General features: G+C 68.7%; 26 protein-coding genes and 1 pseudogene. 18 read left to right on the forward strand and 9 right to left on the reverse strand.

Translation table 11 applies throughout. The features are described from left to right. Positions 1 to 252 precede the first annotated feature (252 nt). The 5 genes from QE399_RS19825 (at position 253) to QE399_RS19845 (ending at position 3422) form a co-directional block, all read left to right on the forward strand. Complete coding sequence (locus QE399_RS19825) at positions 253 to 813, forward strand: isochorismatase family protein (protein WP_309831534.1); 561 nt, start codon at positions 253 to 255, stop codon at positions 811 to 813. Further along, positions 810 to 1469 (forward strand): DJ-1/PfpI family protein, encoded by a 660-nt coding sequence (locus tag QE399_RS19830; protein ID WP_309831536.1) that lies wholly within the window; start codon positions 810 to 812, stop codon positions 1467 to 1469. The genes QE399_RS19825 and QE399_RS19830 overlap by 4 nt, the downstream gene beginning before the upstream one ends. Continuing rightward, positions 1442 to 2443, forward strand: a complete 1002-nt coding sequence (locus tag QE399_RS19835; protein WP_309831538.1) for a GlxA family transcriptional regulator — start codon at positions 1442 to 1444, stop codon at positions 2441 to 2443. The genes QE399_RS19830 and QE399_RS19835 overlap by 28 nt, the downstream gene beginning before the upstream one ends. Before the next feature lie 83 nt (positions 2444 to 2526). Beyond that, the gene (locus QE399_RS19840; protein ID WP_309831540.1) at positions 2527 to 3030 is read left to right on the forward strand and encodes a GAF domain-containing protein; all 504 of its coding nucleotides are present in this window, start codon (positions 2527 to 2529) and stop codon (positions 3028 to 3030) included. Next, complete coding sequence (locus QE399_RS19845) at positions 3027 to 3422, forward strand: histidine kinase (RefSeq protein ID WP_309831541.1); 396 nt, start codon at positions 3027 to 3029, stop codon at positions 3420 to 3422. The genes QE399_RS19840 and QE399_RS19845 overlap by 4 nt, the downstream gene beginning before the upstream one ends. A gap of 49 nt (positions 3423 to 3471) precedes the next feature. Here the strand turns inward: QE399_RS19845 and ppk2 are convergent, their stop codons facing one another. Further along, positions 3472 to 4386 carry a polyphosphate kinase 2 gene (gene ppk2, locus QE399_RS19850; protein WP_309831543.1) on the reverse strand — a complete coding sequence of 305 codons (915 nt, stop codon included), beginning with the start codon at positions 4384 to 4386 and terminating at the stop codon, positions 3472 to 3474. 148 nt (positions 4387 to 4534) lie between these two features. Between ppk2 and QE399_RS19855 the strand changes: the two genes are divergently transcribed. Beyond that, positions 4535 to 5593 carry a transporter gene (locus QE399_RS19855; protein WP_309831545.1) on the forward strand — a complete coding sequence of 353 codons (1059 nt, stop codon included), beginning with the start codon at positions 4535 to 4537 and terminating at the stop codon, positions 5591 to 5593. Positions 5594 to 5883: 290 nt separating this feature from the next. Here the strand turns inward: QE399_RS19855 and QE399_RS19860 are convergent, their stop codons facing one another. Together QE399_RS19860 and murJ are read right to left on the reverse strand one after the other, a co-directional pair. Beyond that, positions 5884 to 6738 (reverse strand): SirB1 family protein, encoded by an 855-nt coding sequence (locus QE399_RS19860; RefSeq protein ID WP_309832210.1) that lies wholly within the window; start codon positions 6736 to 6738, stop codon positions 5884 to 5886. Positions 6739 to 6828: 90 nt separating this feature from the next. Then, positions 6829 to 8397: a murein biosynthesis integral membrane protein MurJ gene (gene murJ / locus QE399_RS19865; RefSeq protein WP_309831547.1), complete on the reverse strand. Its 1569-nt coding sequence runs from the start codon at positions 8395 to 8397 to the stop codon at positions 6829 to 6831. 133 nt (positions 8398 to 8530) lie between these two features. Between murJ and rpsT the strand changes: the two genes are divergently transcribed. The 4 genes and pseudogenes from rpsT to QE399_RS19885 all read left to right on the forward strand — a co-directional run bounded on the left by rpsT (position 8531) and on the right by QE399_RS19885 (position 12430). Further along, positions 8531 to 8830 (forward strand): 30S ribosomal protein S20, encoded by a 300-nt coding sequence (gene rpsT, locus QE399_RS19870; protein ID WP_092940402.1) that lies wholly within the window; start codon positions 8531 to 8533, stop codon positions 8828 to 8830. Between the two features lie 418 nt (positions 8831 to 9248). Continuing rightward, complete coding sequence (mqo, locus tag QE399_RS19875) at positions 9249 to 10946, forward strand: malate dehydrogenase (quinone) (RefSeq protein ID WP_309831550.1); 1698 nt, start codon at positions 9249 to 9251, stop codon at positions 10944 to 10946. A 100-nt stretch (positions 10947 to 11046) separates the two neighbouring features. Beyond that, positions 11047 to 11988: pseudogene (locus QE399_RS19880) on the forward strand (MATE family efflux transporter); the annotation flags it as partial. 55 nt (positions 11989 to 12043) lie between these two features. Continuing rightward, a complete protein-coding gene (locus QE399_RS19885) occupies positions 12044 to 12430 on the forward strand; it encodes an MATE family efflux transporter (protein WP_309831552.1) in 387 nt (128 codons plus the stop codon). A 35-nt stretch (positions 12431 to 12465) separates the two neighbouring features. Here the strand turns inward: QE399_RS19885 and QE399_RS19890 are convergent, their stop codons facing one another. Further along, positions 12466 to 12798 (reverse strand): DUF3579 domain-containing protein, encoded by a 333-nt coding sequence (locus QE399_RS19890; protein ID WP_309831553.1) that lies wholly within the window; start codon positions 12796 to 12798, stop codon positions 12466 to 12468. 227 nt (positions 12799 to 13025) lie between these two features. On the opposite strand from QE399_RS19890, the gene QE399_RS19895 reads away from it, so the two are divergent. The 3 genes from QE399_RS19895 to QE399_RS19905 are packed head-to-tail and all read left to right on the forward strand — an operon-like array spanning position 13026 to position 15859. After that, positions 13026 to 14222: an aspartate aminotransferase family protein gene (locus QE399_RS19895; RefSeq protein WP_309831555.1), complete on the forward strand. Its 1197-nt coding sequence runs from the start codon at positions 13026 to 13028 to the stop codon at positions 14220 to 14222. Positions 14223 to 14245: 23 nt separating this feature from the next. Continuing rightward, positions 14246 to 15166: an ornithine carbamoyltransferase gene (gene argF / locus QE399_RS19900; protein WP_309831557.1), complete on the forward strand. Its 921-nt coding sequence runs from the start codon at positions 14246 to 14248 to the stop codon at positions 15164 to 15166. A gap of 27 nt (positions 15167 to 15193) precedes the next feature. Next, entirely contained in the window at positions 15194 to 15859 is a 666-nt protein-coding gene (locus tag QE399_RS19905) for an HD domain-containing protein (RefSeq protein ID WP_309831559.1), read from the forward strand. Positions 15860 to 15880: 21 nt separating this feature from the next. Here QE399_RS19905 and QE399_RS19910 read toward each other — a convergent pair whose 3' ends face one another. From QE399_RS19910 to QE399_RS19920, 3 genes are read right to left on the reverse strand one after another with little or no spacing between them, the layout of a single operon-like run. After that, a complete protein-coding gene (locus QE399_RS19910) occupies positions 15881 to 16144 on the reverse strand; it encodes a FeoB-associated Cys-rich membrane protein (RefSeq protein WP_309831561.1) in 264 nt (87 codons plus the stop codon). 6 nt (positions 16145 to 16150) lie between these two features. After that, entirely contained in the window at positions 16151 to 18070 is a 1920-nt protein-coding gene (gene feoB / locus QE399_RS19915; protein ID WP_309831562.1) for a ferrous iron transporter B, read from the reverse strand. Beyond that, entirely contained in the window at positions 18067 to 18384 is a 318-nt protein-coding gene (locus QE399_RS19920; RefSeq protein ID WP_309831564.1) for a FeoA family protein, read from the reverse strand. Before QE399_RS19920 ends, feoB begins: the two co-directional genes overlap by 4 nt. A gap of 236 nt (positions 18385 to 18620) precedes the next feature. Here QE399_RS19920 and QE399_RS19925 point away from each other — a divergent pair, with 236 nt between their 5' ends. Beyond that, positions 18621 to 18941: a YkgJ family cysteine cluster protein gene (locus tag QE399_RS19925; RefSeq protein WP_309831566.1), complete on the forward strand. Its 321-nt coding sequence runs from the start codon at positions 18621 to 18623 to the stop codon at positions 18939 to 18941. Positions 18942 to 18961: 20 nt separating this feature from the next. Here the strand turns inward: QE399_RS19925 and QE399_RS19930 are convergent, their stop codons facing one another. After that, positions 18962 to 19456 carry an Lrp/AsnC family transcriptional regulator gene (locus QE399_RS19930; protein ID WP_309831568.1) on the reverse strand — a complete coding sequence of 165 codons (495 nt, stop codon included), beginning with the start codon at positions 19454 to 19456 and terminating at the stop codon, positions 18962 to 18964. A 124-nt stretch (positions 19457 to 19580) separates the two neighbouring features. Between QE399_RS19930 and kynB the strand changes: the two genes are divergently transcribed. From kynB to QE399_RS19950, 4 genes are all read left to right on the forward strand, one after another. Further along, complete coding sequence (gene kynB, locus QE399_RS19935; protein ID WP_309831570.1) at positions 19581 to 20225, forward strand: arylformamidase; 645 nt, start codon at positions 19581 to 19583, stop codon at positions 20223 to 20225. A 251-nt stretch (positions 20226 to 20476) separates the two neighbouring features. Further along, positions 20477 to 21757 carry a kynureninase gene (gene kynU, locus QE399_RS19940; protein WP_309831572.1) on the forward strand — a complete coding sequence of 427 codons (1281 nt, stop codon included), beginning with the start codon at positions 20477 to 20479 and terminating at the stop codon, positions 21755 to 21757. Between the two features lie 19 nt (positions 21758 to 21776). Then, positions 21777 to 22688: a tryptophan 2,3-dioxygenase gene (kynA, locus tag QE399_RS19945; protein ID WP_309831573.1), complete on the forward strand. Its 912-nt coding sequence runs from the start codon at positions 21777 to 21779 to the stop codon at positions 22686 to 22688. A gap of 249 nt (positions 22689 to 22937) precedes the next feature. Continuing rightward, positions 22938 to 24170 (forward strand): glyoxalase superfamily protein, encoded by a 1233-nt coding sequence (locus QE399_RS19950; protein ID WP_309831575.1) that lies wholly within the window; start codon positions 22938 to 22940, stop codon positions 24168 to 24170. A 149-nt stretch (positions 24171 to 24319) separates the two neighbouring features. Here the strand turns inward: QE399_RS19950 and QE399_RS19955 are convergent, their stop codons facing one another. Beyond that, positions 24320 to 25372, reverse strand: a complete 1053-nt coding sequence (locus QE399_RS19955) for an adenosine deaminase (protein WP_309831577.1) — start codon at positions 25370 to 25372, stop codon at positions 24320 to 24322. Positions 25373 to 25495: the final 123 nt, after the last annotated feature.

Here is a 25495-nt window from a genome sequence, read left to right on the forward strand (position 1 = left end):
GCCGGGGCCGCCTGCGGCACCGGCCGATCCGGCCGCCCTCTTCCCACGGATGACAACGCTGCTGCGCCGGCTGCTGGCCCGGTGCGCCAGCGCCCGGCGGCAATGCATGCCGGACCCCGTCAGGCACGCCCCGCCCTCATCACCCGACCATCATGTCTGAAAATGATGGATACTTGTCTCTTCCCGGCGCGACACCGGCCTACGGCGCTTTTAGCATAAGCGCTACCAACCATCCTCTTATGGAGCCGCGCCGTGAAAACATGTCTGATAGTGATCGACGTTCAAGAATCGTTCCGCCACCGCCCCTACTCGACCGAGCGCGACATGCCGGCCTATCTTCAAGCCCAGAACGCCCTGATCGCGGGCTGCGTGGCCCGCGGCGTGCCCGTGGTGCGCGTGCTGCACACCGACGGGCCGGCTGACGCTGGCAACCCCTTTGCGCTGGAGTCGGGCCATGTCCGGCCGCTGGACGGCCTGGCCCCGTTCACGGAAGCCGCCCGCTTTCTCAAGAAGCGCCACAGCGCGCTGGTGGGCACCGGCCTGGATGTGTGGCTCACCGAGCACGGCATCCAGCGCCTCATCGTCAGCGGGATCCGCACCGAGCAATGCTGCGAGACCACCACGCGCCATGCCTCCGACCTGGGCTGGCAGGTCGACTACGTGACCGACGCCACGCTCACCTTCGACATGCAGCAGCCCGACGGCGCACCCCTGCCGGCCGCCGACATCAAAGCCCGCACGGCCACCGTGCTGGCCGGCCGCTTCGCCACGCTGTGCACTGTGCAGCAGGCACTGGACCGGGTGGACGCATGAACGCCGCGCCGATGCAAGACGCCCCTGCGGCCGCGCCGCTGGACATCGCCATCCTGGTGTTCGACGAGGTGGAAGCGCTCGACCTGGGTGGCCCGTACGAGGTTTTCACCACGGCCACGCGCATGCAACAGCGCCTGCAGCCCGGGGCCGCCGACCCCTTCCGCGTGCGCTGCGTGGCACGCACGGCCGAACCCATCCGGGCCCGGGCCGGCCTGCGCATCCTGCCGGACGCCGACTTCGCCCACTGCCCCGCACCCGATGTGCTCATCGTGCCCGGCGGCGTGGTGGACGGGCCCCGCGCCTGCGCAGCCACGCTCGCCTGGATTGCGCAGGCCGCCGCCCACGCCCGGCTCACCGCCTCGGTCTGCACCGGCGCCTTCCTGCTGGCCGATGCCGGGCTGCTTGCCGCAGGCGCGCCGGTCACCACGCACTGGGAGGACATCGCCGATCTGCGCGCGCAGTTCCCCACGCTGGACGTGCAAGACCATGTGCGCTGGGTGGAGCAGGCGGGTGGGCGCATCGTCAGCTCCGCCGGCATCAGCGCCGGCATCGACATGAGCCTGCACCTCGTCGCCCGCCTCGCCGGACAGCCGCTGGCCGAACGCACGGCGCGGCAGATGGACTACGCATGGAATCCACATCCCACGACGGCGTGATCCGCGTCGTCTTCGTCCTGCTGGACGACAGCCTGGTGCTGGACTGGGCCGGCCCCGCGGAGGCGCTGCGCATCGCCAACCGCTGCCTGGTGGCGGCCGGCCGGCCGGAGCGCTTTCGCATCGAGTTCGCCGGACCGCAGGCCAGCACCCAGGGTTCGGTGGGCGTGCAGATGAGCGGCCTGGCGCCGCTGCCTGCGCATTGGACGGAAGAGCCCACCTGGATCGTGCTGCCAGGGCAGACGGGGCAAACCATCGATGTCTCCAGCGACGCGAGCCGCGCCCTGCTCCATTGGCTGCGCGGCCAGCGGCTGGCGGCAGGCCGGCTGGAGGTGGTCAGCATCTGCGCCGGCGCCCTGCTGGCCGCCCACGCGGGCCTGCTGGCGGGCCGCCGGGCGACCACGCACCACCAGCATTTGCAGGAGCTGAAGGCGGCCGAGCCGCGCTGCGACGTGGTGGCCAACCGCGTGTTCGTGGCGGACGGCCCCGTGCACAGCAGCGCCGGGGTGACGGCCGGCATCGACCTGACGCTGGCACGCATCGTGGACAGCTGCGACGCCGCCATCGCAGCGCAGGTGGCGCAGACCATGGTGGTCGCCGTGCGCCGCGGCCCGCACGACCCGGAACTGTCTCCCTTCCTGCACTACCGCAACCACATGCACGCCGCCCTGCACCGCGTGCAGGACGCCGTCAGCCTGCAGCCGCAGACGCCCTGGAACGTGCCCGCGATGGCCGCGCTGGCACACACCTCGCCGCGCCACCTCACCCGCCTGTTCCTGGAGCATGCCGGCATCGGCCCGCAGCAATATTTGCGGCGCATCCGCCTGGCCAAGGCCGAGGCCGCCCTGGAAGCCGGCAGCAGCGTGGGCCAGGCCGCCGCCCTGGCCGGCTTCACATCGGACACGCAGCTGCGCCGCGCCTGGCACCAGTTCGGCCGCGCGGGCACGCCGTCCGGCGCAGGGCGCGACGTGCACTGATCTAGCCGGCCGCCACTTCGATCCGGGCGCCACCATCGCGCAGGCGGTTGCCGGCCCCGCCCGCTTGCGGTTACAAACCGGGCATGCAGGAGCCCGCCATCCCCCACGACGAAGACGACCGCCTGCGCGCACTGCGCGCACTGCTCATCCTGGATACGCCGCCTGAAGAACGCTTCGACCGCATCGTCGCGTTCGCCGCCGAGGAATTCGACATGCCGATGGCCTTCGTCACCCTGGTGGACGCGGAACGGCAATGGTTCAAGGCCCGCATCGGCTCCGATGTGCAGGAGACGCCTCGCAACATTTCCTTCTGCGCGCATGCGATCCTGCAGCACGAGCCCCTGGTGGTGCAGGATGCGCAGCAGGACTGGCGCTTCCAGGACAACCCGCTGGTCACCGGCGATCCGGGCATCCGTTTCTATGCCGGTGCGCCGCTCGCCCTGCCGGGTGGCCAGAGCGTGGGCACGCTGTGCATCATCGACCGCCAGCCCCGCACGCTCGACCGCGTCGGGCTGGCCATCCTGCAGTCCCTGCGCGATCTGGCGGTGGAAGAGCTGGAGCGCCAGGCGGAAGGCAAGGCGCCATGAGCGCGGCGTTCCAGCCCCTGCGCCAGGACATCCTGCTGGTGGAGCCCAGCTCGATGACCGGCGGCATCATCGTCTCCACCGCCCGCCAACTCGCTCTGCCCCCCGTGCGGCAGGTCAACAGCGTGCGCAGCGCCCACGCGCAGCTGAACAGCCGCCCCATCACCGGCATGATCGTGTCGCTGGAGGAGGAAGCCGAAGCCGTGGAACTGCTGCGCAAGGTGCGTGCCGCGGAATTTCCGGTCCGGCCCGACATGCCGATCGCCATCACCACGGCCCAGGTCGACAGCGGCACAGCCGAGCAGCTCAAGGCGCTGCGCGTGCGCCGCATCCTGCTCAAGCCGTTCAAGGTGCACAACGTCATCACTACCATCGAGATGCTGGTGGCCAGCTAAGGCAACCCACCGCAGCGGACGGCGTATACGGCAGCGTGCGCAGCGGGCTTCAGTAGATCTCGGGCACGTACATGCTGGCCGGCACGGGCTGGCGCAGGTATTCGGGATGGCGCACCCGCTCGGGCAGCACCACCGTGGGATGCGGCACCTCGGCATAGGGCAGCTGGCCCAGCAGGTGGGCGATGCAGTTCAGGCGCGCCTTCTTCTTGTCCACCGCCTGCACGATCCACCAAGGCGCCTCGGGAATGTGCGTGCGCTCCAGCATGGTTTCCTTGGCCTTGGTGTACTCCTCCCAGCGCACCCGGCTCTCCAGGTCCATGGGGCTGAGCTTCCACTGCTTGAGCGGGTCGTGGATGCGGCCGAGGAAGCGCAGATGCTGCTCTTCGTCGGTGATCGAGAACCAGTACTTGATGAGCCGGATGCCCGAGCGCACGAGCATCTTCTCGAACTCCGGCACCGTGCGGAAGAACTCCTCGTACTCGTCGTCGGTGCAAAAGCCCATCACCCGCTCGACGCCGGCGCGGTTGTACCAGCTGCGATCGAACAGCACGATCTCACCGGCCGCGGGCAGGTGCGCCACATAGCGCTGGAAGTACCACTGCGTGCGCTCGCGGTCGTTGGGCGCCGGGAGTGCCGCCACGCGCGCCACGCGGGGGTTCAGCCGCTGGGTGATGCGCTTGATGACGCCGCCCTTGCCGGCGGCATCGCGCCCCTCGAAGAGGATGACCACCTTCTCGCGCGAGTGCTGCACCCAGTCCTGCAGCTTCACCAGTTCGCCCTGCAGCCGGAACAGCTCGCGGAAGTAGCGCTGCCGCGCCGCCTTGTCCACCACCGCCATGCCACCGGCCTCGTCCACGTAGCGGTCCTCAATCTCCAGTTCCAGCTCTTCGTCGTAGCCGTCGGCAAGCTCATTGGCGATGCGCTGCATGAGGTCCTGCGCGTCGAAGGAAGTGTTGTGCAACATGGAAAAGCCCGGAAAAACGAGGCATCCATGGTGACCCGTGCCGATGACAAAGCGATGACATTTTTCAGATCGTCACGAATCTGTCATGCCGGCGGCGCACCATGGCGGGCTTCGCTGCCCGCCTTCCTCCCGCCACCGCCCACCTGCCATGACCGCCCCTGCCGACGTCCTGCACCACTCCTACGGCGGGGACGCGGCCGGCCTGATCTGCGGCTACCGCATGCAACCCGGCCAGCCTGCCCAGGCCATCGACACCACGCAGGCCTGGGCCTGGCTGCAGGCGCGGGCGGTGTCCAGCCCCGTTGCGGACGGCGCGCCGGTGGACGCACAGCCCTTCCTGTGGCTGCACTTCAATCTCAGCCACGCGCAGGCCGTGCGGTGGATCGAGCGGCACGCAGGCCTACCCGACACATTCTTCGAGGCGCTGCGTGAGGGCTCGCACTCCACCCGCATCGAGCGCGACGACGACACCCTGGTCGCCGTGCTCAACGACGTGCACTTCGACTTCGCCTTCGAGCCGCTGGACTCCGCCACGCTGTGGATCGGCGTGACGCCGCACCTGGTGGTGACGGCGCGCACCCAGCCGCTGCGCTCGGTGGATGCACTGCGCACCGCCGTGCGGGGCGGCCAGTGCCCGCACTCCAGCGCCGCCCTGCTGGAGCAGCTCATGCGCACACAGGCGGACGGCCTGGTGCGCATCGTGCGCGAGGCCACCCAGCGCGTGGACCGCATCGAGGATGAACTGCTCGCCAACCGCCTCAACCATCGGCGCGCCAGGCTCGGCGTGCTGCGGCGGCTGCTGGTGCGCCTGCAGCGCCTGCTGGCACCCGAGCCGGCCGCCCTCTTCCGGCTGCTGCAGCGGCCGCCGGGATGGATGACGGAGGAAGACGCGCAGGAGCTGAGGGACGCGTCGGAAGAATTCTCCGTGGTGCTGCGCGACATGCAGGGCCTGCAGGAACGCATCAAGCTGCTGCAGGAAGAGATCGCTGCCAACGTGCAGGAGGCCAACAGCCGCACCCTGTTCGTCCTCACGGTCGTGACCGTGCTCGCCCTGCCCATCAACATCCTGACCGGGCTGTTCGGCATGAACGTGGGCGGCATTCCCCTGGCCGACAGCGCACACGGCTTCTGGGTCATCGTCGCCCTGCTGACGGGCTTCACACTGGCAGCGGCGTGGCTGGCGCTGCGCTGGGGCCGGGACCAGTAGGCGGCTGCGACGCGGTAACGGTGCTGGGCCTGTTCACACTATTTTGGCCAGATGCGTTGCGATGCCCATGGGCCAGGCGATAGGCGCCAAACGAAGCTGGGATGCGGCCCCAGCGAGGCTTGGCAACGCCGCGGATGGCCCGTGGGCATCGCAACCCGAAGGGAAGGCCGCCCCCGCCAGGCCACTCGTCGTTGCGTCCCTAGCCAAGGCCCCGACCTTAGCGTCGTCACGCGCCTCGATTGGCGTGGCGGGGGAGGCCTTCGCACTGGCAAAAATAGTGTGAACAGGCCCTACTCGCCCCTCGCCAGCCGCAGCTGGCGCACCCGTTGGGCCACCGCTTCCGTGTCGGGCGCGTCTTCCGCCCCGGCCAGGTAGGTCTCCAGATCGGCCACTGCAGCCGCCGTGTGTCCCTGCTCGGCGTGCGTCAGGCCGCGGTCGCGCCATTCGGCCCAGGCATCGGGCGAGAGGATGATCAGCCGGTCCAGCACGCCGATGAGCCGGGGCCCGTCCTGCTGCGCGCGGTGGATTTCCTTCAGGTTGCGCAGCATGCGCGCCAGGATGTCGCGCGCCGGCGCCGCCTGCAAATACAGGCCCAGCGGCACGTCGTAGTCGCCCACCAGGCCCTGGGTGCGCTGGAAGGGCTCCAGCCGCTCGCTGAGCTCCTCGCGCGAGAGCGACTGCCCGGTCAACGGGTCAATCACCACCTGCCCCTTGGGCAGCAACACCTTGATGAGGAAGTGGCCCGGGAACGACACGCCGTGCGCCTTCAGGCCGATACCCTGGGCCAGCTCCAGCCACAGGATCGCCAGCGAGATGGGAAGGCCCCGGCGCGTGCGCAGCACGGCGTTCAGGTAGCTGTTGTCGGTGTCGTAGTAATTGTTGAGGTTGCCGCCAAAGCCCAGGTCGCCGAAGAAGAACTGGTTGAGCGAACGCAGGCGCTGCAGCGACGAGGCGTCCGTGGGCAGGCGCCGCCGCAGCCGGGCCTGCAGCTGATCCACATCGCCGAGCAGCTGCTGCACGTCCAGCTCGGGGTAATCATCGTGGGCGATGGCGGCGGCCGCTTCGAGCAGCGGCAGCGGCTCGTCGCCCTGCACCAGGGCGGCGAAGTACTCAAGCGGCGTCGGGACGGAATAGCTCAGCGGCATGGAGGGGTGGCGCGGCAGGCGCGTGAAACCTGGCCAGCGGCCAGGCAAGGTCATGCACCAAGAAATAACATGGATGCACTGCCGCCCATGTCAGAGACGGCGAAACAGCTGGCGCAGCTGAAGGCCCGAAGCCCACAGCGCGCCGAAGTAGATCACTGCCGATGCGACAAGCAGACCCGCCATCAGCGCAGCGCGCTGGCCGCTGGCGGCGCGCAGCGCGAGCCAGTCGAAATGCAGGGACGCCCACACCAGGAACAGCGACAGCAGGGCGCTGGCCGCCACCACCTGTAGCGCCATGCGCCCCCAGCCGGGGCGGGGCTTGAAACTGCCCCGCCGCAGCAGGCCGATCAGCAGCCACAGGGCGTTGACCAAGGCCCCGATACCGATTGAAAGGGCCAGACCGGCGTGCGCCAGCCAGGGAACCAGGACCAGGTTGAGCAATTGGGTCACCACCAGCACGAAGATGGCAATGCGCACCGGGGTGCGGATATCCTGGCTTGCGTAATACCCGGGTGCCAAGACCTTGATGGCCACCAGCCCCACCAGCCCCGCACCGTATCCAGCCAGCGCGAGCGCGATCTGCCCTACGTCACGGTCCTGCAGCGCGCCATGGTGGAACAGCGTCGCTACGAGCGGTTGGGCGAAGGTCAGCAGTCCCACGGCGCATGGCACGGACAGCACCACGACGATGCGCAGCCCCCAGTCCAGCATGCTGGAATAGCGCTCCGTGTCGCCGGCCGCCCGCGCGGCCGACAGCTGCGGCGTGAGCACCACGCCCAGCGCCACGCCCAGCAGCGAGGTCGGGAACTCCATGAGCCGGTCCGCATAGAAAAGCCAGGTGACGCTGCCCGGCGCCAGGTAGGACGCGATCTGCGTATTGATCATGAGCGAGATCTGCGCCACACCCACGCCCAGCAGCGCCGGCCCCATCAGGCGCAGGATCTGGCGCACCTGCGCGTCCTGGGCGGCCCTGCGCACGGCACCCCAGGTCACGCCGATGCGCGGCAGCAGACCCAGGCGGTGCAGCGCCGGTATTTGCACCGCCAGTTGCAGCACGCCGCCCAGCATCACCCCTGCAGCCATGGCGAAGATGGGCTCGATGCCCCGCGCCGCCAACTGCGGCGCGCCCAGCCAGGCCGCGGCGATCATCGCCATGTTCAGCAGCACCGGTGTCGCGGCGGAAACGACGAACCGCTTCCAGGTATTGAGCACGCCGGCGGACAGCGCCACCAGCGACATGAAACCGATGTAGGGGAACATCCACCGGGTCATGAGCACGGCGGCGTCGAAGCCCGCGGGGCTTTGCCGCATGCCGCTGGCCAACGCCCAAACCAGCACCGGCGCGCCGACCACGCCCAGCACGCAGGTCAGCAGCAGCACCCAGAACAGCACCGTCGCCACGTGCGAGACGAGCACGCGCGTTGCCTCATCGCCGTGCCGGGCCTTGTGGCCCGCCAGCACCGGAACGAACGCCTGGCTGAAGGCGCCTTCGGCGAACAGCCGGCGGAAGAGGTTGGGAATGCGGAACGCGACATTGAAGGCGTCGGTCAGTGCATTGGCGCCGAACATCGACGCCATGAGCAGATCGCGCACCAGCCCCGTCACGCGGGAGGCCAGGGTCAGCAGGGAAACGGTGGAGGCGGCTTTGAACAGTGACACCGGCGGGAGTGTATGCGCTCATGCAGAAGCGCCGGGCGGCGTCCGCAAGCGGGAGCACTGCCGTGCCGCGCGGTCTGGTCTATAATCGCCGGCTTTGCTGACAACATCCGCAGACACTTAAGGAACCGACATCATGGCATCTGCCAAGCCCAAGAAAAAGAACCCCCGTCTGGCGTCCGGCCGCAAGCGCGCCCGCCAAGACGTCAAGCTGAACGCTGCGAACACCTCGCTGCGCTCCAAGTACCGTACCGCGGTCAAGAACGTCGAGAAGGCCGTCGTGGCCGGCGACAAGACCAAGGCCACCGAACTGTTTGCGAAGATGCAAGCCGTCGTCGACACCATCGCCGACAAGGGCATCTTCCACAAGAACAAGGCTGCTCGTGACAAGAGCCGCCTGTCCGCCAAGGTGAAAGCCCTGGCCCTGGCCGCCTGACCTTTCAGGCAAACAGCCCGGGCGGCCACAGACCTGTGACCGCCCGCCGTTTGTAACGGGTGCGCTGCCAGCAAAAAACGAGAAACCGCCTTCGGGCGGTTTTTTCGTTGGGGCGCCCGATCCTGCGCACCCCGACTTCGCCAGCCCCGCTGCCCTCCTGGAACTTTCAGCACCGCAAGCTGACTCCCGCTCCGCGGCTCGGGCCGCCCGGACAGCAAGCCCCTCCCTTCACAGCCACCACCTGGTCAAGTGCAAAGTGGTGCACCGCCCCATAGCAGAGTCCGCACTAACACCAATTGACTATCGTCAAAAAAACAGCAGACGGGGACAATCCACACGATCAAGAAGGCCCCTTGCGAAGGGCCTCCGAAGCCCGCACGCGCCTGCGGGCTTTTTTCACTCCCGTCTGGAAGAAGTCATGAAGAAATCGATCAAAGCAGGACTGGGTGCCCTTGTGGTGCTGGTCCTGGCCTCGGTACTGTTTTTATTTTGGCCGCTGTTTCCCCGCTCGGTGCCGCCCGCGGAGAACGACAAGCCCGTGGACGTGGTGATGGTCGGCGCCGGGGTGATGAGCACGACCCTGGCCACCTACCTGCAGGAACTGCAGCCCGACTGGAAGATCGAGGTGTTCGAGCGGCTTGACGGCGTGGCCCTGGAGAGCTCCAACGGCTGGAACAACGCCGGTACCGGCCACTCCGGTTTCGCCGAGCTGAACTACACGCCCGAGCTGCCTGACGGCTCCATCGAAACCAAGCGCGCCGTCGGCATTGCCGAGCAGTTCGAGGTGTCCCGCCAGTTCTGGGCGCACCAGATCGGCCGCGGCCACATGCAAAAGCCCCAGAGCTTCGTGAACGCCACGCCGCACATGAGCTTCGTGTGGGGCGACGCGAACATCGAGTACCTGCGCAAGCGCCACGCCGCACTCACCAAGAACCCGCTCTTCTACGGCATGGAGTTCTCCGAAGACCAGGCCAAGATCAAGGAATGGGCGCCCCTCGTGATCGAAGGGCGTGATCCGCAACAGAAGGTGGCCGCCACCTACATGCCCCTCGGCACGGACGTCGATTACGGCAGCGTCACCAACCAGCTGATGCAGAGCCTGAAGAGCAGCCCCAACTTCCAGCTGAACCTCCGCCACGAAGTGCGCGCCCTGCGCCAGAACGACGACAAGACCTGGAACGTCACGGTCGCCAACCTGGCCGACGGTGCGAAGGAAAAGACCATCAAGGCGAAGTTCGTCTTCGTCGGCGCCGGCGGCGCAGCCCTGAAGATGCTGCAGGCCTCCGGCATTCCCGAGGCACGCAACTACGCGGGCTTCCCCGTGGGCGGCGAATTCCTGGCCATCGAGAACCCTGCCATCACTTCGCGCCACGGCGTAAAGGCCTACGGCAAGGCCGCCGAAGGCTCGCCTCCGATGTCGGTGCCCCACATCGACGCCCGCAAGCTCGACGGCAAGGATGTGGTGCTCTTCGGCCCCTTCGCGCTGCAGTCCACGAAGTTTCTCAAGCAGGGCTCCTGGTTCGACCTCTTCTCGTCGATCAACCACGACAACCTGGGCGGCATGCTGCGCGTGGGCATCCACAACCTGGATCTGGTGCGCTACCTGGTGCAGCAGGCGGCATTGACGGATGACGACCGGCAGCGCGCATTGCAGGAGTACTTCCCCAACGCCAAGCGTGAAGACTGGCGCCTGGCCGTAGCCGGCCAGCGCGTGCAGGTCATCAAGCGCGATCCCAAGGAAGGCGCCGTGCTGCAGTTCGGCACCGAGATCGTGACCGACAAGGACGGCACCATCGCCGCGCTGCTGGGGGCGTCGCCAGGTGCGTCCACCGCGCCGCACATCATGATCAACCTCATGACCAAGGCCTTCCCCCAGCAGATGACCGACGCCGGCTGGAAGCCTCGCCTGCAGCAGATCGTGCCTTCCTATGGCCGCAAGCTGAACGAAGACGCCGCGCTGACCAACGAGATCCGCCGCATGACCAGCACCGCGCTGCAACTGCCCTACCTCGACGTGCCCGTGAGCCTGACCGGCACGACCGCGCCCGCCGCGCTGCCCAAGGCCGCCCCGCAGGCACCGGTTCGACAGCAGAACAAGGAAATGCAGGCCCTCTGAGCTCCGCCAACGACGGCCTCCGAGGCCGCCGTGCCCAGCACGCCCCGCCGCTGCCCGATGAGGCAGCCCGGGGCGTTTTCCATGGCGCCGCCGCCTTCTCATGCACAACGCTTCCCCGAATCCGCTCACACACGGCCCCGTGGCGACCACGCTGGTGCGGTTTGCCCTGCCCGTGCTCGGCGGTTACGTGCTGCAGTCGCTGGGCCATTCCCTGCATGCCGCCTGGATCGGGGGAACACTCGGGCCCGCCGCGCTGGCCGCTGCGACACAAGCGAACAACCTGTTGTTCGTGCTGATCGCCATCGTGTTCGGCATCAGCCAGGCAGCCGGCATCCTGGTGGCACAGGCGATGGGCGCTGGGGACAGGGAACGGGCGCGGCGGGTCGCCGGCACCGGCGCCAGCCTCTTCGCGCTGGGCGCGGTCGTGATGGGTGCGGCCGCGTGGCTGCTGGCGCCCGCACTGCTGAGGGCCCTCCGCACGCCACCGGACATCGCCCCGCTGGCGCAGTCTTACCTGCGCTGGCTGCTGCCCGCGCTGCCGGTGCAGATGCTCTTCATCTTCGCCAGCGCCGTGCTGCGCGGCGCCGGTGACGCGCGCCGGCCGTTTCTCTGTCTGCTCGGCGGCATCGCACTCGATGCGCTGCTGGCTCCGGCCCTCATCCGCGGCATCGGGCCCCTACCGCCGCTGGGCATGGCCGGCTCCGCCGTGGCACTGTTGCTGTCACAGGCCGCGGCCCTGGCAGCCCTGCTCGTGTGGGTACGGAGACAAAACCACCCCCTGTGGATCGGCGGAGAGGCCCGCGAATGGCTGCGCCCTGACGTGCGCACCGCGGCGGCCCTGCTGCGCACCGGTCTTCCGATGGGTCTGCAGATGATGGCGGCGGCAGCCAGCCTGGTGGCGCTGCTGGCCGTGGTGAACCGACAGGGCGCGCTGGCTACGTCGGCCTACAGCGCGGCGCTGCAGCTATGGACCTACGTGCAGATGCCTGCGATGGCCATCGGCGCTGCCTGCACCAGCATGGCGGCGCAGTGCGCGGGCGCAGGCGAGTGGCACCGCATCGGCCGCGTCGCCCGCGCCGGACTGGTCTGGATGGCGCTTGCGACGGGGCGCGCTCATCGCCCTGACCCTGCTGCTGGATGCGCCATTGCTGTCACTGTTCCTACCGCAGGGCGGCCCCGCATTGGCCGCCGCGCAGGCGATCAACCGCCAGGTGATCGGATCGTTCCTGCTTCTGGGTGTCGGCATGGTGTTGTCCGGCGTCGTGCGTTCGACCGGGGCCGTCTGGGCGCCGCTGGCCCTGTGGGCCTTCGCCCTCTGGGGCATTCGCTTGCCCGCGGCGCTGTGGCTGCCCACTTGGTGGGGGCCCGGCGCGCTGTGGTGGAGCTTTGCCGCCAGTGCGCTGGGCTTCGCGGTGCTGTCGCTGGCGTACTACCGCTCCGGCCACTGGAAGCGCGCATGCAGGCTGCCCTGGCTGGATGTCTGAGATGCGGAAGGCGCCCGCCGCGGCGGAGCGAACGCTCAGGCCTTGGGGGGCTGCGCGGGGCTGCCGTCCGGCAGCAGGCAGGCCTCGGCCACCTGAAGGTTGTTGTCGCGCGCGAAGTTCAGCACAAAGTCCCAGGCCATGGGCTCGTGCGACTGCAGGTCGCGCTGGACGACCACGCACTTGACGCCATTCATGGTGGTGGGAACACACCAGGGCGAATAGCTCAGATGGCTGCCGGGCCGCGCGCCGCCGGGGCGGAACTGGCTCATGACCCCGGCCAGGCGCTCGGCCCAGTCGCTGGGGCGAAAGGTTCTCCCGTCGTGGGTGACGCCTTGTATGAAGACTTCTTTGGAGGAGGGGGAAACCATCGGGGTCGGGGTCGTTGGAAGGCGCGCGGCATGGGCTGACGCGATCCGCGCATTCTAACTCTTATATAAGAGCTGACCCCCTCAAAGACCCCGCGCACCGGGTCTGGCGCGCATGGCTGTGATGCGGATTCCTCAACAGCGCGCCGTGGCGCTGCGCCTAGAATCGTGCTTCGTTTTCCGGTTCACCGCGACCGGTGTACCCCACGCCTTGCCAGGAGATGTACCGCATGACCGCTGCCACCCCAGCCACCTCGCCCCACGTGATGAACACCTACGGCCGCCTACCGATCGCGCTGGCCCGTGGTCAGGGCTGCCGAGTCTGGGACGTCAACGGCAAGGAGTATCTGGATGGCCTGGGCGGCATCGCCGTGAACACGCTGGGCCACAACCACCCGCAGCTGGTGCCTGCCCTGCAGGAACAGATCACCCAGCTAATCCACACCTCCAACTACTACCACATCCCCCTGCAGGAGCAACTGGCCGCCAAGCTGGTGGAGCTCTCGGGCATGCAGAACGCGTTCTTCTGCAACTCCGGGCTGGAGGCCAATGAGGCGGCGATCAAGATCGCACGCAAATACGGCGTGGACAAGGGCATCGCCAAGCCCGAGATCGTGGTCTACGAGAAGGCCTTCCACGGCCGCTCCATCGCCACCATGTCGGCCACCGGCAACCCCAAGATCTACAGCGGCTTCGGCCCGCTGGTCGAAGGCTTCATCCGCGTGCCCCTGAATGACATCGAGGCGATCAAGCAGGCCACCGAGGGCAATCCCAACGTGGTGGCCGTGTTCTTCGAAACCATCCAGGGCGAAGGCGGCATCAATCCGATGCGCGTGGAGTACCTGCAGCAACTGCGCCAGCTGTGCGATGAGCGCGGCTGGCTGATGATGATCGACGAGGTGCAGTGCGGTGTCGGCCGCACCGGCAAGTGGTTCGCCCACCAATGGGCCGGTATCGTGCCCGACGTGATGCCCCTGGCCAAGGGCCTGGGCTCGGGCGTGCCGATCGGCGCGGTCGTGGCCGGCCCCAAGGCCGCCAACGTGCTGCAGCCGGGCAACCACGGCACCACCTTCGGCGGCAACCCGCTGGCCATGCGTGCCGGCGTGGAGACGCTGCGGATCATGGAGCAGGACCAGCTCATCGACAACGCCGCCAAGGTGGGTGCGCACCTGCGTGCCGCGCTGCAGCAAGCGCTGGGCAGCCTGCCGGGCGTGAAGGAAATCCGCGGCCAGGGCCTGATGCTGGGCATCGAGCTGGACAAGCCCTGCGGCGCGCTGATCGGCCGCGCGGCCGAAGCCGGCCTGCTGCTGTCCGTCACCGCAGACAGCGTGATCCGCCTCGTGCCGCCGCTGATCCTCACCACCGCCGAGGCGGACGAGATCGTCGCCAAGCTGACCCCGCTGGTCCAGGCCATCCTGGCCGAATAGAACGGCCGCACGCCATCGCACCCATGAAACATTACCTGCAGTTCAACGACCTCAGCGCCGACGAGTACGCCTACCTGTTCAGCCGTGCCGCGCTCATCAAGGGCAAGTTCAAGAGCTACGAAAAGTACCACCCGCTGTCCGACCGCACGCTGGCCATGATCTTCGAGAAGGCCAGCACGCGCACGCGCGTGAGCTTCGAGGCCGGCATGTACCAGCTCGGCGGCAGCGTGGTGCACCTGACCACGGGCGACAGCCAGCTGGGCCGTGCCGAACCCATCGAGGACAGTGCCAAGGTCATCAGCCGCATGACCGACCTGGTGATGATCCGCACCTACGAGCAGGCCAAGATCGCGCGCTTCGCCGCCAACTCGCGCGTGCCCGTCATCAACGGCCTCACCAACGAGTTCCACCCCTGCCAGATCCTGGCGGACATCTTCACTTTCATCGAGCACCGCGGCGACATCAAGGGCAAGGTGGTCGCCTGGGTGGGTGACGGCAACAACATGGCCAACACCTGGCTGCAGGCCGCCGACCTGCTGGGCTTCACCGTCCATGTGAGCACGCCCGGCGGCTACGAGATCGACGAGAAGCTGGCCTTCGGCGAGCGCACGCCGCGCAGCGGCTGCTACAAGGTCTTCAAGGACCCCATGGATGCCTGCCGCGGCGCCGATCTGGTCACCACCGACGTGTGGACCAGCATGGGCTACGAGGCCGAGAACGAGGCCCGCCGCCTGGCCTTTGCCGACTGGTGCGTTGACCCGGAGATGATGGCCGCCGCGCAGCCCCAGGCCCTGTTCATGCACTGCCTTCCGGCCCACCGCGGCGAGGAAGTGGAGGCCGATGTGATCGACGGCCCCCAATCGGTGGTCTGGGACGAGGCCGAGAACCGCATGCACGTGCAGAAGGCGCTCATGGAGTACCTGCTGCTGGGCCGCGTGGGCTGACCCCAGCCTCTTGCAGGGGCCTGCTCCATGACCCGGTCACAGGAGCTGTCGCACCGCTGGCAATCGCTCGGCGCTGCCCTCGGTCGCGGCGGCGCCGCCTGGGACGCCGAAGGCGCCCGCCTGCTACGCAGCTGGGGCCGCTGGCCCCGGGCGTACCACGACACCACGCACCTGGCCGCCTGCCTGCGCCACCTCGACACGGTGCAGGCTTTGCAGCCAACACCACTGCACGATGCGCCGGCCGTGGCCGCGGCGCTGTGGTTCCACGACGCGATCTACTGGCCCTGGAGCTCGCGCAACGAAGAACGCAGCGCCGACTGGGCCCGCCGCTTTCTCACGGTCGAGCAGCTGCCCGCAACCTGGATAGCGGCGGTCGTGCAGCACATCCTGGACACGCGCCACGGGCCAAACACCCCGACGACAGGCGATGCAGCGTGGTTGGTGGATATCGACCTGGCGATCCTGGGGCAGGACACCTCCATCTACCAGGCGTTCGAGCGCAACGTCCGCCGCGAGTACTTCTTCGTGCGCAGGGCCCGCTACGTCGCAGGACGCGGGGCCGTGCTGCAGTCGTTCCTGGAGCGCCCCCACATCTACGCCACCGAATGGTTCCGCAGCCGCTATGAGGCAGCGGCTCGCCGCAACCTGGCGTGGGCGCTGGAGACCCTGCGCAGCGGCCAGCGGCCGGCGTAGTCCCGACGTTCGGCCACCGCCCTACCGCTTGTCCAGCTCGCGCGGCGCCGATCGCGCTGGCATCGCGACGGGCCTCTCGCTTCCGGACGCCGCGGAGCCCTCCCCGGAACCGCAGGTGCCGCAGCTGCTGCAGCCGCCATCGCTGCCGCTCCCGCAACCCGGCGCCTGGGCCAGGCCGGGATGTACGCGGCCGAGGGGCTGTCGCCAGCGCTGCGGCAGGTAGCGCCAGGCCACGTAGAGCACGGCTGCGGCGACGATCAGGCCGACGATGATGTTCTGGACCATGGCGGTTCAACCTCCCCCGAGTGCCAACGCGATGCGGTAGGTGACGAAGCTGGCGGCATACGCCAGTGCGAACAGGTAGCCCGTCATGATGAGCGGATAGCGCCAGCTGTTGGTCTCGCGCCGCACGGCGGCGATGGTGGAGATGCACTGCGGCGCGAAGATGAACCACACCAGCAGCGACAGTGCCGTCGCCAGCGACCAGTTGCCGGCGATCAGTGGCCCCAGCTGCGCCGCGGCATCGTCGCCCGTCGCAGACAGGGCATACACCGTGCCCAGGGCGCCCACGGCCACCTCGCGGGCCGCCATGCCCGGCACCAGCGCGATGCTGATCTGCCAGTTGAAGCCGATGGGCGCGAAGAGCACGGCGAGGACGCTGCCGATGCGGCCGGCAAAACTGTACTCGATGGCTGGTCCCGTGGCGCCTTCGGGAGCGCCCGGGAACGACGACAGGAACCACAGCAGGATGGTGACGGCCAGGATGATGCCGCCCACGCGGCGCAGGAAGATCAGCGCCCGCTCCCACAGGCCGATCGCCAGACCGCGCAGGCTGGGCCAGCGGTAGGCGGGCAGCTCCATCAGCAGCGGCGTGGCGCCGGCGTTGCGGCGTGCCAGCTTGGCCACGGCCGCCACGGCCATGGCGCTGACGATGCCGCCGATGTAGAGGCCGAACAGCACCAGCCCCTGCAGGTTGAACACGCCGGCCACGGTCTGCTCGGGAATGAAGGCGGCGATCAGCAGCGCATAGACCGGCAGCCGGGCGGAGCAGGTCATGAGCGGGGCGATCATGATGGTCACCAGCCGGTCGCGCCAGTTGGGGATGGAGCGCGTGGCCATCACGCCCGGGATGGCGCAGGCAAAGCTCGACAGCAGCGGAATGAACGAACGGCCCGACAGCCCCACGGAGCCCATCACACGGTCCAGCAGGAAGGCGGCCCGCGGCAGGTAGCCCGAATCCTCCAACACTAGGATGAAGAAGAACAGGATCAGGATCTGCGGCAGGAACACGACCACCCCACCGGCGCCAGCGATGACACCATCCGTGAGCAGGCTGCGCAGCGTGCCTTCGGCCATGTGGGCGTTGATCCAGGCGCCCGCCCAGGCCGTGGCACCCTCGATCCAGCCCATGGGCGCCTCGGCCCAGCTGAACACGGCCTGGAACATCAGGAACAGGGTGGCGGCCAGCAGCAGCATGCCCCAGACGGGGTGCAGCACGATGGCATCGATGCGGTCGTCGCGGCGCAGGCTCACCTGGGGCTCGCGCACGGCCAGGTCCATGATGCGGCGCACTTCCTGGTGCAGTTGCATCACCTGCTGCTGCGCAGGGACTTCGGACTCGGAAGCAGGTGCGGCGGCCTGCGCACGCGAGGCGGCCAGCGCGGCCGGCTGCACCTGGTCAAGCCATTGCACCAGCTCACGCGCGCCGCCGGCACGCACGCCGACGGTGGCGATCACGGGCATGCCCAACTCGCGCGCCAGCACCTCGCGGTCGATGGCGATGCCCTGGCGCTCGGCCATGTCGCTCATGTTGAGTACCAGCACCATGGGCAGGCCCAGCGCGCGCGACTCCAGCACCAGGCGCAGGTTCAGGCGCAGGTGGGTGGCGTCGGTGACGCAGACCAGCAGCTCGGGCGCCGGTTCACCGGCACGGCGGCCGGTGACGATGTCCCGCGTGACGGCCTCGTCCACGCTCTGCGCATGCAGGCTGTAGGCGCCCGGCAGATCGAGCACGCGCACGCGGCGCCCGCCGGTGGTGACCAGGGTGCCCTCCTTGCGCTCGACGGTCACGCCGGCGTAGTTGGCGACCTTCTGGCGGGCGCCCGTCAGCAGGTTGAACAGCGCCGTCTTGCCGCAGTTGGGGTTGCCCAGCAGGGCAATACGCAGGGGTGCCACGGCGGCGGACAGGGTGGGGTTGGTGGCCTGGCTCATGCCACAGCGCCTTCCGGTTGGACTTCGACCAGGGCGGCCTCGTGGCGGCGCAGGGCGAAGGTGGCCTGCCCCACACGCACGGCGATCGGCTCGCCGCCGAAGAAACCCCGGGACACCACACGCACCGGCTCGCCCGGCAGGAAGCCGATCTCCATGAGCCGCAGCACCACATCCTGCTGGGCCGGCGATTCGGCGGCGCGCAGTGCAGTCACAGTGGCGGGGGTGTGGCGGGGCAAGGTGTCGAGCCCGATGGCCGGCGTCGACGCGGCGGCCCGGGCCAGGGCGGGCGCAGCGCCTTCCTGGTTCACTTTCATGGCGGAGATGTTTGTAATGATATTAATTCTCATTTTAAGACCCGATCGCTCTGGCCGCTTGATCTGCGTCAGAGACCCCAGGCTGCATGCGCCGCTGCCGGCGATGCCATAGGCCCCTTGGCCCGCACAGGGCGGTATTCCACCATGGCCGTGCAATGGCACCGGTCTGCACTGACTCCGCGGCACAATCGCGAGTTCCCCATGCCTGCCGACGCCGAGCATCAGATTCCGCCGCCATGACCCATCCCTGCCTCAGCTGCGGCGCCTGCTGCGCCAGCTTCCGCGTCGACTTCTCGGTGGAGGAGTTGCAGGAGTGCGGCGGCAGCGTGCCCGACGGGCTGGCCGTGCCGGTGACAGCCTTCACCGCCCGCATGCGCGGCACCGACCACGTGCCCGCGCGCTGCGCCGCGCTCACCGGCCAGCTGGGCACGCGGGCGGCCTGCGGCATTTACGAATGGCGCCCCTCGCCCTGCCGTGAATTCGAGGCTGGCAGCGATGCCTGCAACCGCGCCCGCCAGCGCCACCAGTTGCCGGCGCTGGCCGATCCGCTGTACTGAACACCGGTCGCGGCCTTGCTTCATGCGCCGCTCGCCGGGCCTGCAGCCCCCACGGGCAACCCGCCCATCTGGCCCTTGAACTCCTGCAGCGAAAAATAGGTGTGCGCATGCCGCACCCCGGGCAGGCGGTGGAGCTTGCGCTGCAAGAGGTCGGAATAGGCGTCCAGGTCCTTGGCCACCACCACCAGCAGAAAGTCTTCCGGCCCCGAGATGCCGTGGAACATCACCACCTCGGGAATGGCGCACACGGCTTCCTCGAAGGCGCGCGAGGCGATCTCGTTCTGGTGGTCGATGCCGACCATCACGAACGCCATCACGCCGAAGCCCAGCGCCCGCCGGTTGAGCAGCGCATGGTAGCCGCTGATCACGCCGTCATCTTCCAGGCGCTTGACGCGGCGCCAGCAGGGCGACTGCGAGAGATGGGCGCGTTGCGCCAGCTCGCCGGAGGTCAGCCGGGCGTTGTCCTGCAGCGCCTCCACCAATTGCAGATCGATGCGATCGAGTTCGCCGTGCATAGAAATTCCTCAAAAGCGCTCATACAGAATCAATTATCTAATCTTTAGACGCTTCATGGATAACCTAGTGACCGCGCCATGAGATAGCGAATAGGATCGCCCCAACACAGCCTTCTGTCCGTCCATGCCCCCACCCTCTCGTCTCTGGGACATCTCCGCTCCCGTGCATGCCGCCAGCCCGGTCTTTCCGGGCGACACGGCCTATTCGCAGCAGTGGTGCGCCGCCATCGGGCCGGGCTGCCCGGTGAACGTCAGCGCCATCACGCTGTCCCCGCACGTCGGCTCCCATGCCGATGCCCCGCTGCATTACGACGCGGATGGCGCCAGCATCGGCCATGTGCCGCTGGAGGCCTTCATCGGGCCCTGCCGCGTGGTCCACGCCATCGGCTGCGGCCCGTTGATCACCTGGGCACACATCGCCCACGCGGTAGAGGACGGCGCCCTGCCCTCCCGCGTGCTGGTGCGCACCTACGACCGCATGCCCGTGGACCGCTGGGACGGCCAACTCACCGCCTACGCGCCCGAAACCATCGAACGCCTGGCCGACCGCGGTGTGGTGCTGGTGGGCATCGACACGGCCAGCATCGACCCGGCCGACAGCAAGACGCTCGCCAGCCACCAGGTGATCCGCCGCCGCGGGCTGCGCGTGCTGGAAAACCTGGTGCTGGACGACGTGCCGCCCGGCGACTACGAGCTGATCGCCCTGCCGCTCAAGCTCACCACGGCCGACGCATCGCCTGTGCGCGCCGTGCTGCGTGGGTTGAAGTGAGACACCCCCCTGTGGCGCTGCGCGCCTTCCCCCCGCTCTCGCCCCGCTGCGCGTGGCGGGCAGGGGGACGCAGCCTTCGCTGCGGGGCGGCCCTTGCTCGGCTGCCCTGGCTCGGGCCGCGCCAGTCTCACGCGCTGCGGGTTGCACGCAGCGCACTAGCAAGCGGGCACCTTTAGATATCAAGCATTTTTGACCTCCAGCGCTTACTGCATAAGCGCCAGCAGCTATCAATTTCAAAGTACCACACCACCATGACCACCCTGAACGATTGCCGCGCGCTCGACGCCGCCGACCCTCTGCGCCCGCTGCGCAGCCACTTCGCCCTGCCCGATGGCGTGATCTACCTGGACGGCAACTCGCTGGGCGTGCTGCCCAAGGCCGCCGCCGCGCGGGTCGCCGATGTGGTGGCGCGCGAATGGGGCACGGACCTCATCCGTTCGTGGAACACCGCCCGCTGGTTCGACCTGCCGCAGCGACTGGGCGACCAGCTGGCGCCGCTGGTCGGCGCCGGTCCCGGCGAGGTGGTGTGCACCGACAGCACCTCCATCAACCTCTACAAGGTGCTGAGCGCTGCGCTGAACATGGCCCGCGAAGACAGCCCCGGCCGCACGCGCATCGTGAGCGAGCGCAGCAATTTCCCCACCGACCTGTACATCGCCGAAGGCCTGTGCAAGGAACGCGGCCTGGAGCTGGTGCTGGTGGAGCCCGAAGACATCGCCGCCGCGCTGACGAGTGACGTGGCCGTGCTGATGCTCACGCATGTGAACTACCGCACCGGCGCCATGCACGACATGGAGGCCCTCACGACCGCGGCGCATGCGCAAGGCATTCTGTGCGTCTGGGATCTGGCCCACAGCGCGGGCGCCGTGCCCGTCGATCTGCACGGCGCGGGCGCCGACTTCTCCATCGGCTGCGGCTACAAGTACCTGAACGGCGGCCCCGGCGCGCCCGCCTTCGTGTGGGTGCACCCGCGCCATGCCGACCGCTTCTGGCAGCCCCTGTCGGGCTGGTGGGGCCATGCGGCGCCCTTCCAGTTCACGCCGGACTACCAGCCCGCGCCGGGCATCACACGCTACCTGTGCGGCACGCAACCCATCATCAGCCTGTCGGCCCTGCAATGCGGGCTGGACGTGTTCACGGCGGCGCAGGCGCTGGGCGGCATGGCGGCGCTGCGCCAGAAGTCGCTGGCGCTCACCGACACCTTCATCGACCTGGTGGAGGCGCGCTGCGCCGGCCACGGCCTGGGCCTGGCCACGCCGCGCGAACACGCACAGCGCGGCTCGCAGGTCTGCCTCACCAAGGACACCGGCGCCTACGCCATCGTGCAGGCCCTCATCGCGCGCAACGTGATCGGTGACTTCCGCAAGGGCGACGGCGGCACCGGCCGGCACAAGGACATCCTGCGCTTCGGCTTCACGCCGCTGTACATCGGCTTCGAAGATGTGTGGAATGCCGTCGAGCACCTGCGCGAGGTACTGGAGACGGGCGAATGGCAGCGCCCGGAATTCAACCAGAACAACGCCGTGACCTGACCCGCAAGGCAACCCCACCATGTGCCCCCACGCCCAGAACGCCCACGCCACGCCCTCTGCACCCCAGAGTGCGGAACCCACCGCCGCTGCCAGCGGCACGCCCGAATCCATCGTCCACGCCGAGCGGGCGCAGCTCGACTTCAGCCGCGACATGAGCTACGGCGACTACCTGCAGCTCGACGCCATCCTCACGGCGCAAAAACCGTTGTCGTCCGCGCACGACGAGATGCTCTTCATCGTCCAGCACCAGACCAGCGAGCTGTGGATGAAGCTCATGCTGCACGAGCTGCGCGCGGCCATGGGCCACGTGGCGCGCGACGAGCTGCAGATGGCCTTCAAGATGCTGGCGCGCGTCTCCAAGATCATGGAGCAGCTGGTGCACGCCTGGGACGTGCTGGCCACCATGACGCCGCCCGAGTACAGCGCCATGCGCCCTTCGCTGGGCCAGTCCAGCGGCTTCCAGAGCTACCAGTACCGCAGCATCGAGTTCTCGCTGGGCAACAAGAACCGCGCCATGCTGCGCCCGCACGAACACCGCGCCGACCTGCTCGCCCAGGTGCAGGCCGCCTTCGAGGCCCCCTCGCTGTACGACGAGGCCCTGCGCCTGCTGGCGCGGCGCGGCATCGCCGTGCCGGCCGACCACCTGGAGCGCGACTGGACCCAGCCGTACCAGGAGAGCGAAGGCGTCACGCAGGCCTGGCTCACCGTGTACCGCGACCCGCAGCGCTACTGGGACCTCTACCAGCTGGGCGAAGAGCTGACCGATCTGGAAGACGCCTTCCGCCTCTGGCGCTTTCGCCACGTGACCACGGTGGAGCGCGTGATCGGCTTCAAACGCGGCACCGGCGGAACGGGCGGCGTGAGCTATCTGCGCAAGATGCTCGACGTGGTGCTGTTCCCCGAGATCTGGCAGCTGCGCACCTCGCTGTAGCCGCGCGCCACCGGTCAGAGAGGAACGCCCCGCATGGCTTCGATGCGGGGCGTTTTGCTTGGGACCCGGGCGGCGAACCACCTCCATACCGGCACGGCTGCCGCCGGGCCCTGCCCACAGGGGCGGATACCGCTGTGCTGTCCGTCGTTTCGCGCACGCGGGTATTCTTCGGCGCTCTGGCATTCCGCCGGTTCCATTCCCTGTCCGCCAGCCCCGGCCTCGCTTGCCGCGTCCCTTCACCTCTCACGCATGCCAGCCTCCTCCCATCCTCCGCTGCCGACCAAGGAGCAGATCGCACTGCTGCCGCTGTTCGAGGGCCTGGACCTCGACCGCATCCGGCTCATCCGCACCGATGCCGACGCGGCTGCCGCGCTGCAGGCGCTGATCGATCTGCCCGTGCTGGGCTTCGACACCGAATCCAAGCCCACCTTCGTACAGGGAGATGTGTCGGACGGCCCGCACCTGGTGCAATTCGCCACGCCGGAGCACGGCTGGCTGTTCCAGCTGACCACACCCGGCTGCCGCCGCGCCGTGCAGGCGCTGCTGGCCGCGCCGCGCCTGGTCAAGGCGGGCTTCGGCCTGGACAACGACCGCAGCCAGCTGGCGCGTTCGCTGGGCGGCCCGGTCCACGCGCTGCTCGACCTCGACACCGTGCTGCGGCGCCTGGGCTACCCGCGGTCGATGGGCGTGAAGACGGCGATCGCGGTGCTGTTCGGCCAGCGCTTCGTCAAGTCCAAGAAGACCGGCACGTCGAACTGGGCGCGGCCGCAGCTCACCGATGCGCAGCAGCGCTACGCCGCGAACGACGCCTATGCCGCGCTGCGGGTGTACGAGGCGCTGCACGCCGCGCCGACTTCGCGTGCGCTGCTGGAGCAGTTGGGATCGGGTGATCAAGCCGCCGCCGCGCGGGCCGTCGCCCCCAGCGAGCGCCAGGCCCGGCCGGTGCGCCAGGCAGGCAGCGATGCCAGGCCGGCGGCCACCATCGCTGCCAACAAACAGACCCGCGCCTCTGCGGGGCAGGCGCCTGAGGCCGATGCGCGGACCGCTGCTGCCGCCCCGTCCTCCGGCGCGCAAGGTCTGCACGTCCGCCAAAGCGTGCCGGTGCTGCGCGTCGATGGCGTGGACGAAGCCCTGCGCTTCTACGTCGGGCTGCTGGGTTTTTCGGTGGACTGGCAATGGGTCGATGCGCATGCTGCCGTCGAACCGGCGGCAGCGCCCCGCCCGGCCGACATGCCCGACACACCCCGCTACCTGCAGGTATCGCGCGCAGGCTGCGTGCTGCACCTCTCGGAACACGAGCGCGACGGCGCGGCCGGCGCCACCGTGGTGCTGCGCTGCGAGGGGCTGGTGGCTTTTCACGCGGAACTCACTGCGCGCGGCTACGCGACCCGCCGGCCGGGCGTGGAGAAGGTGCCGTGGGGCGGCGACCTGATGACGCTGACCGACCCGTTCGGCAACCGGCTCCGGTTCGTACAGGAGTGAAGGGGCGGCCTCCACAGCCCTGCGTGCGCCATCGCCCATCGGTCAGCGCCCGGTCAACGCCGCCTGCCGCCCGCGCCCTCGTTTGCTATATTATTTATAGCTAATGGCGATTGATCCATGGGCGCCAGAGAACGATTGGGCTTGAATCCTCAGCCCTGGTGGTCGGCAAAGCGCTCGAAGCAGGCCTTCAGCTGGTGCTGCCAGGCGTTCTTGTCGGCCTGCGGCACGAAGCTCGCCTCCAGGCTGTTGAACGCCAGCTGGTAGGCGTGCTTGGCGTTCAGCGCCGGCACGGCGGCGAACAGCTGCGTGAAGTTGTCGTTGAGGTAGCCGCCGAAGTACGCCGGGTCGTCCGAATTGACGGTGACGGCCAGCCCCGCTTCCAGCAGCTGCAGCAGGTTGTGGTCCGCCAGATCGGGAAAGACGCACAGCTTCTGGTTGGACAGCGGGCAGACGGTGAGCGCAACGCGCTCGGCGGCCAGGCGCTGCATCAGCTGGGCGTCGTGCACGGCCTGCACGCCGTGGTCGATGCGCTCGACCTTCAGCACATCCAGCGCGCTCCAGATATAGGCCGGGGGCCCTTCCTCGCCGGCATGGGCCACCAGGTGCAGGCCCAGGTCACGGCAGCGCGCAAAGACGCGGGCGAACTTCTCGGGCGGGTGGCCCACCTCGCTGCTGTCCAGCCCCACGCCGATGAATTTGTCCTGCAAGGGCAGCGCCTGCTCCAGGGTGGCGAAGGCGTCGTCTTCGCTGAGGTGGCGCAGGAAGCACAGAATTAGCGATGCGGAGATGCCCAGTTCGGTGCGCGCATCGGCGCAGGCGCGGTACAGGCCGTTGACCACCACCTCGATGGGCACGCCGCGCGCGGTGTGCGTCTGCGGGTCGAAGAAGATTTCGGCATGCACCACGTTGTCGGCCGCGGCGCGCACCAGGTAGGCGCGGGCCATGTCGTAGAAGTCCTGCTCGTGCAGGAGCACGCTGGCACCGGCGTAGTAGATGTCCAGAAAGCTCTGCAGGTCGGTGAAGGCGTAGGCATCGCGCAGCGCCTCCACGCTGGCATAGGGCAGCGTGAGGTGGTTGCGCTCGGCCAGCGCGAAGATCAGTTCGGGCTCCAGCGAGCCCTCGATATGGATGTGCAGCTCGGCCTTGGGCATGGCGCGCAGCAGCTCGGGCAGCCGCTGGTGGGGAATGACGGGAACCTTCATCGTGGACCTCCGGGGTGATGCCGCTTGCGATGGCCAAGGCGGCGGTATGCGGATGATGCCCGTCAATCAGGGTCCGCACCGCCATCCGACCCTGGATTTGGCCTGCGCACGGCATTCCCGGCG

Source organism: Paracidovorax wautersii (genome assembly GCF_031453675.1).
Classification (GTDB): Bacteria; Pseudomonadota; Gammaproteobacteria; order Burkholderiales; family Burkholderiaceae_C; genus Paracidovorax.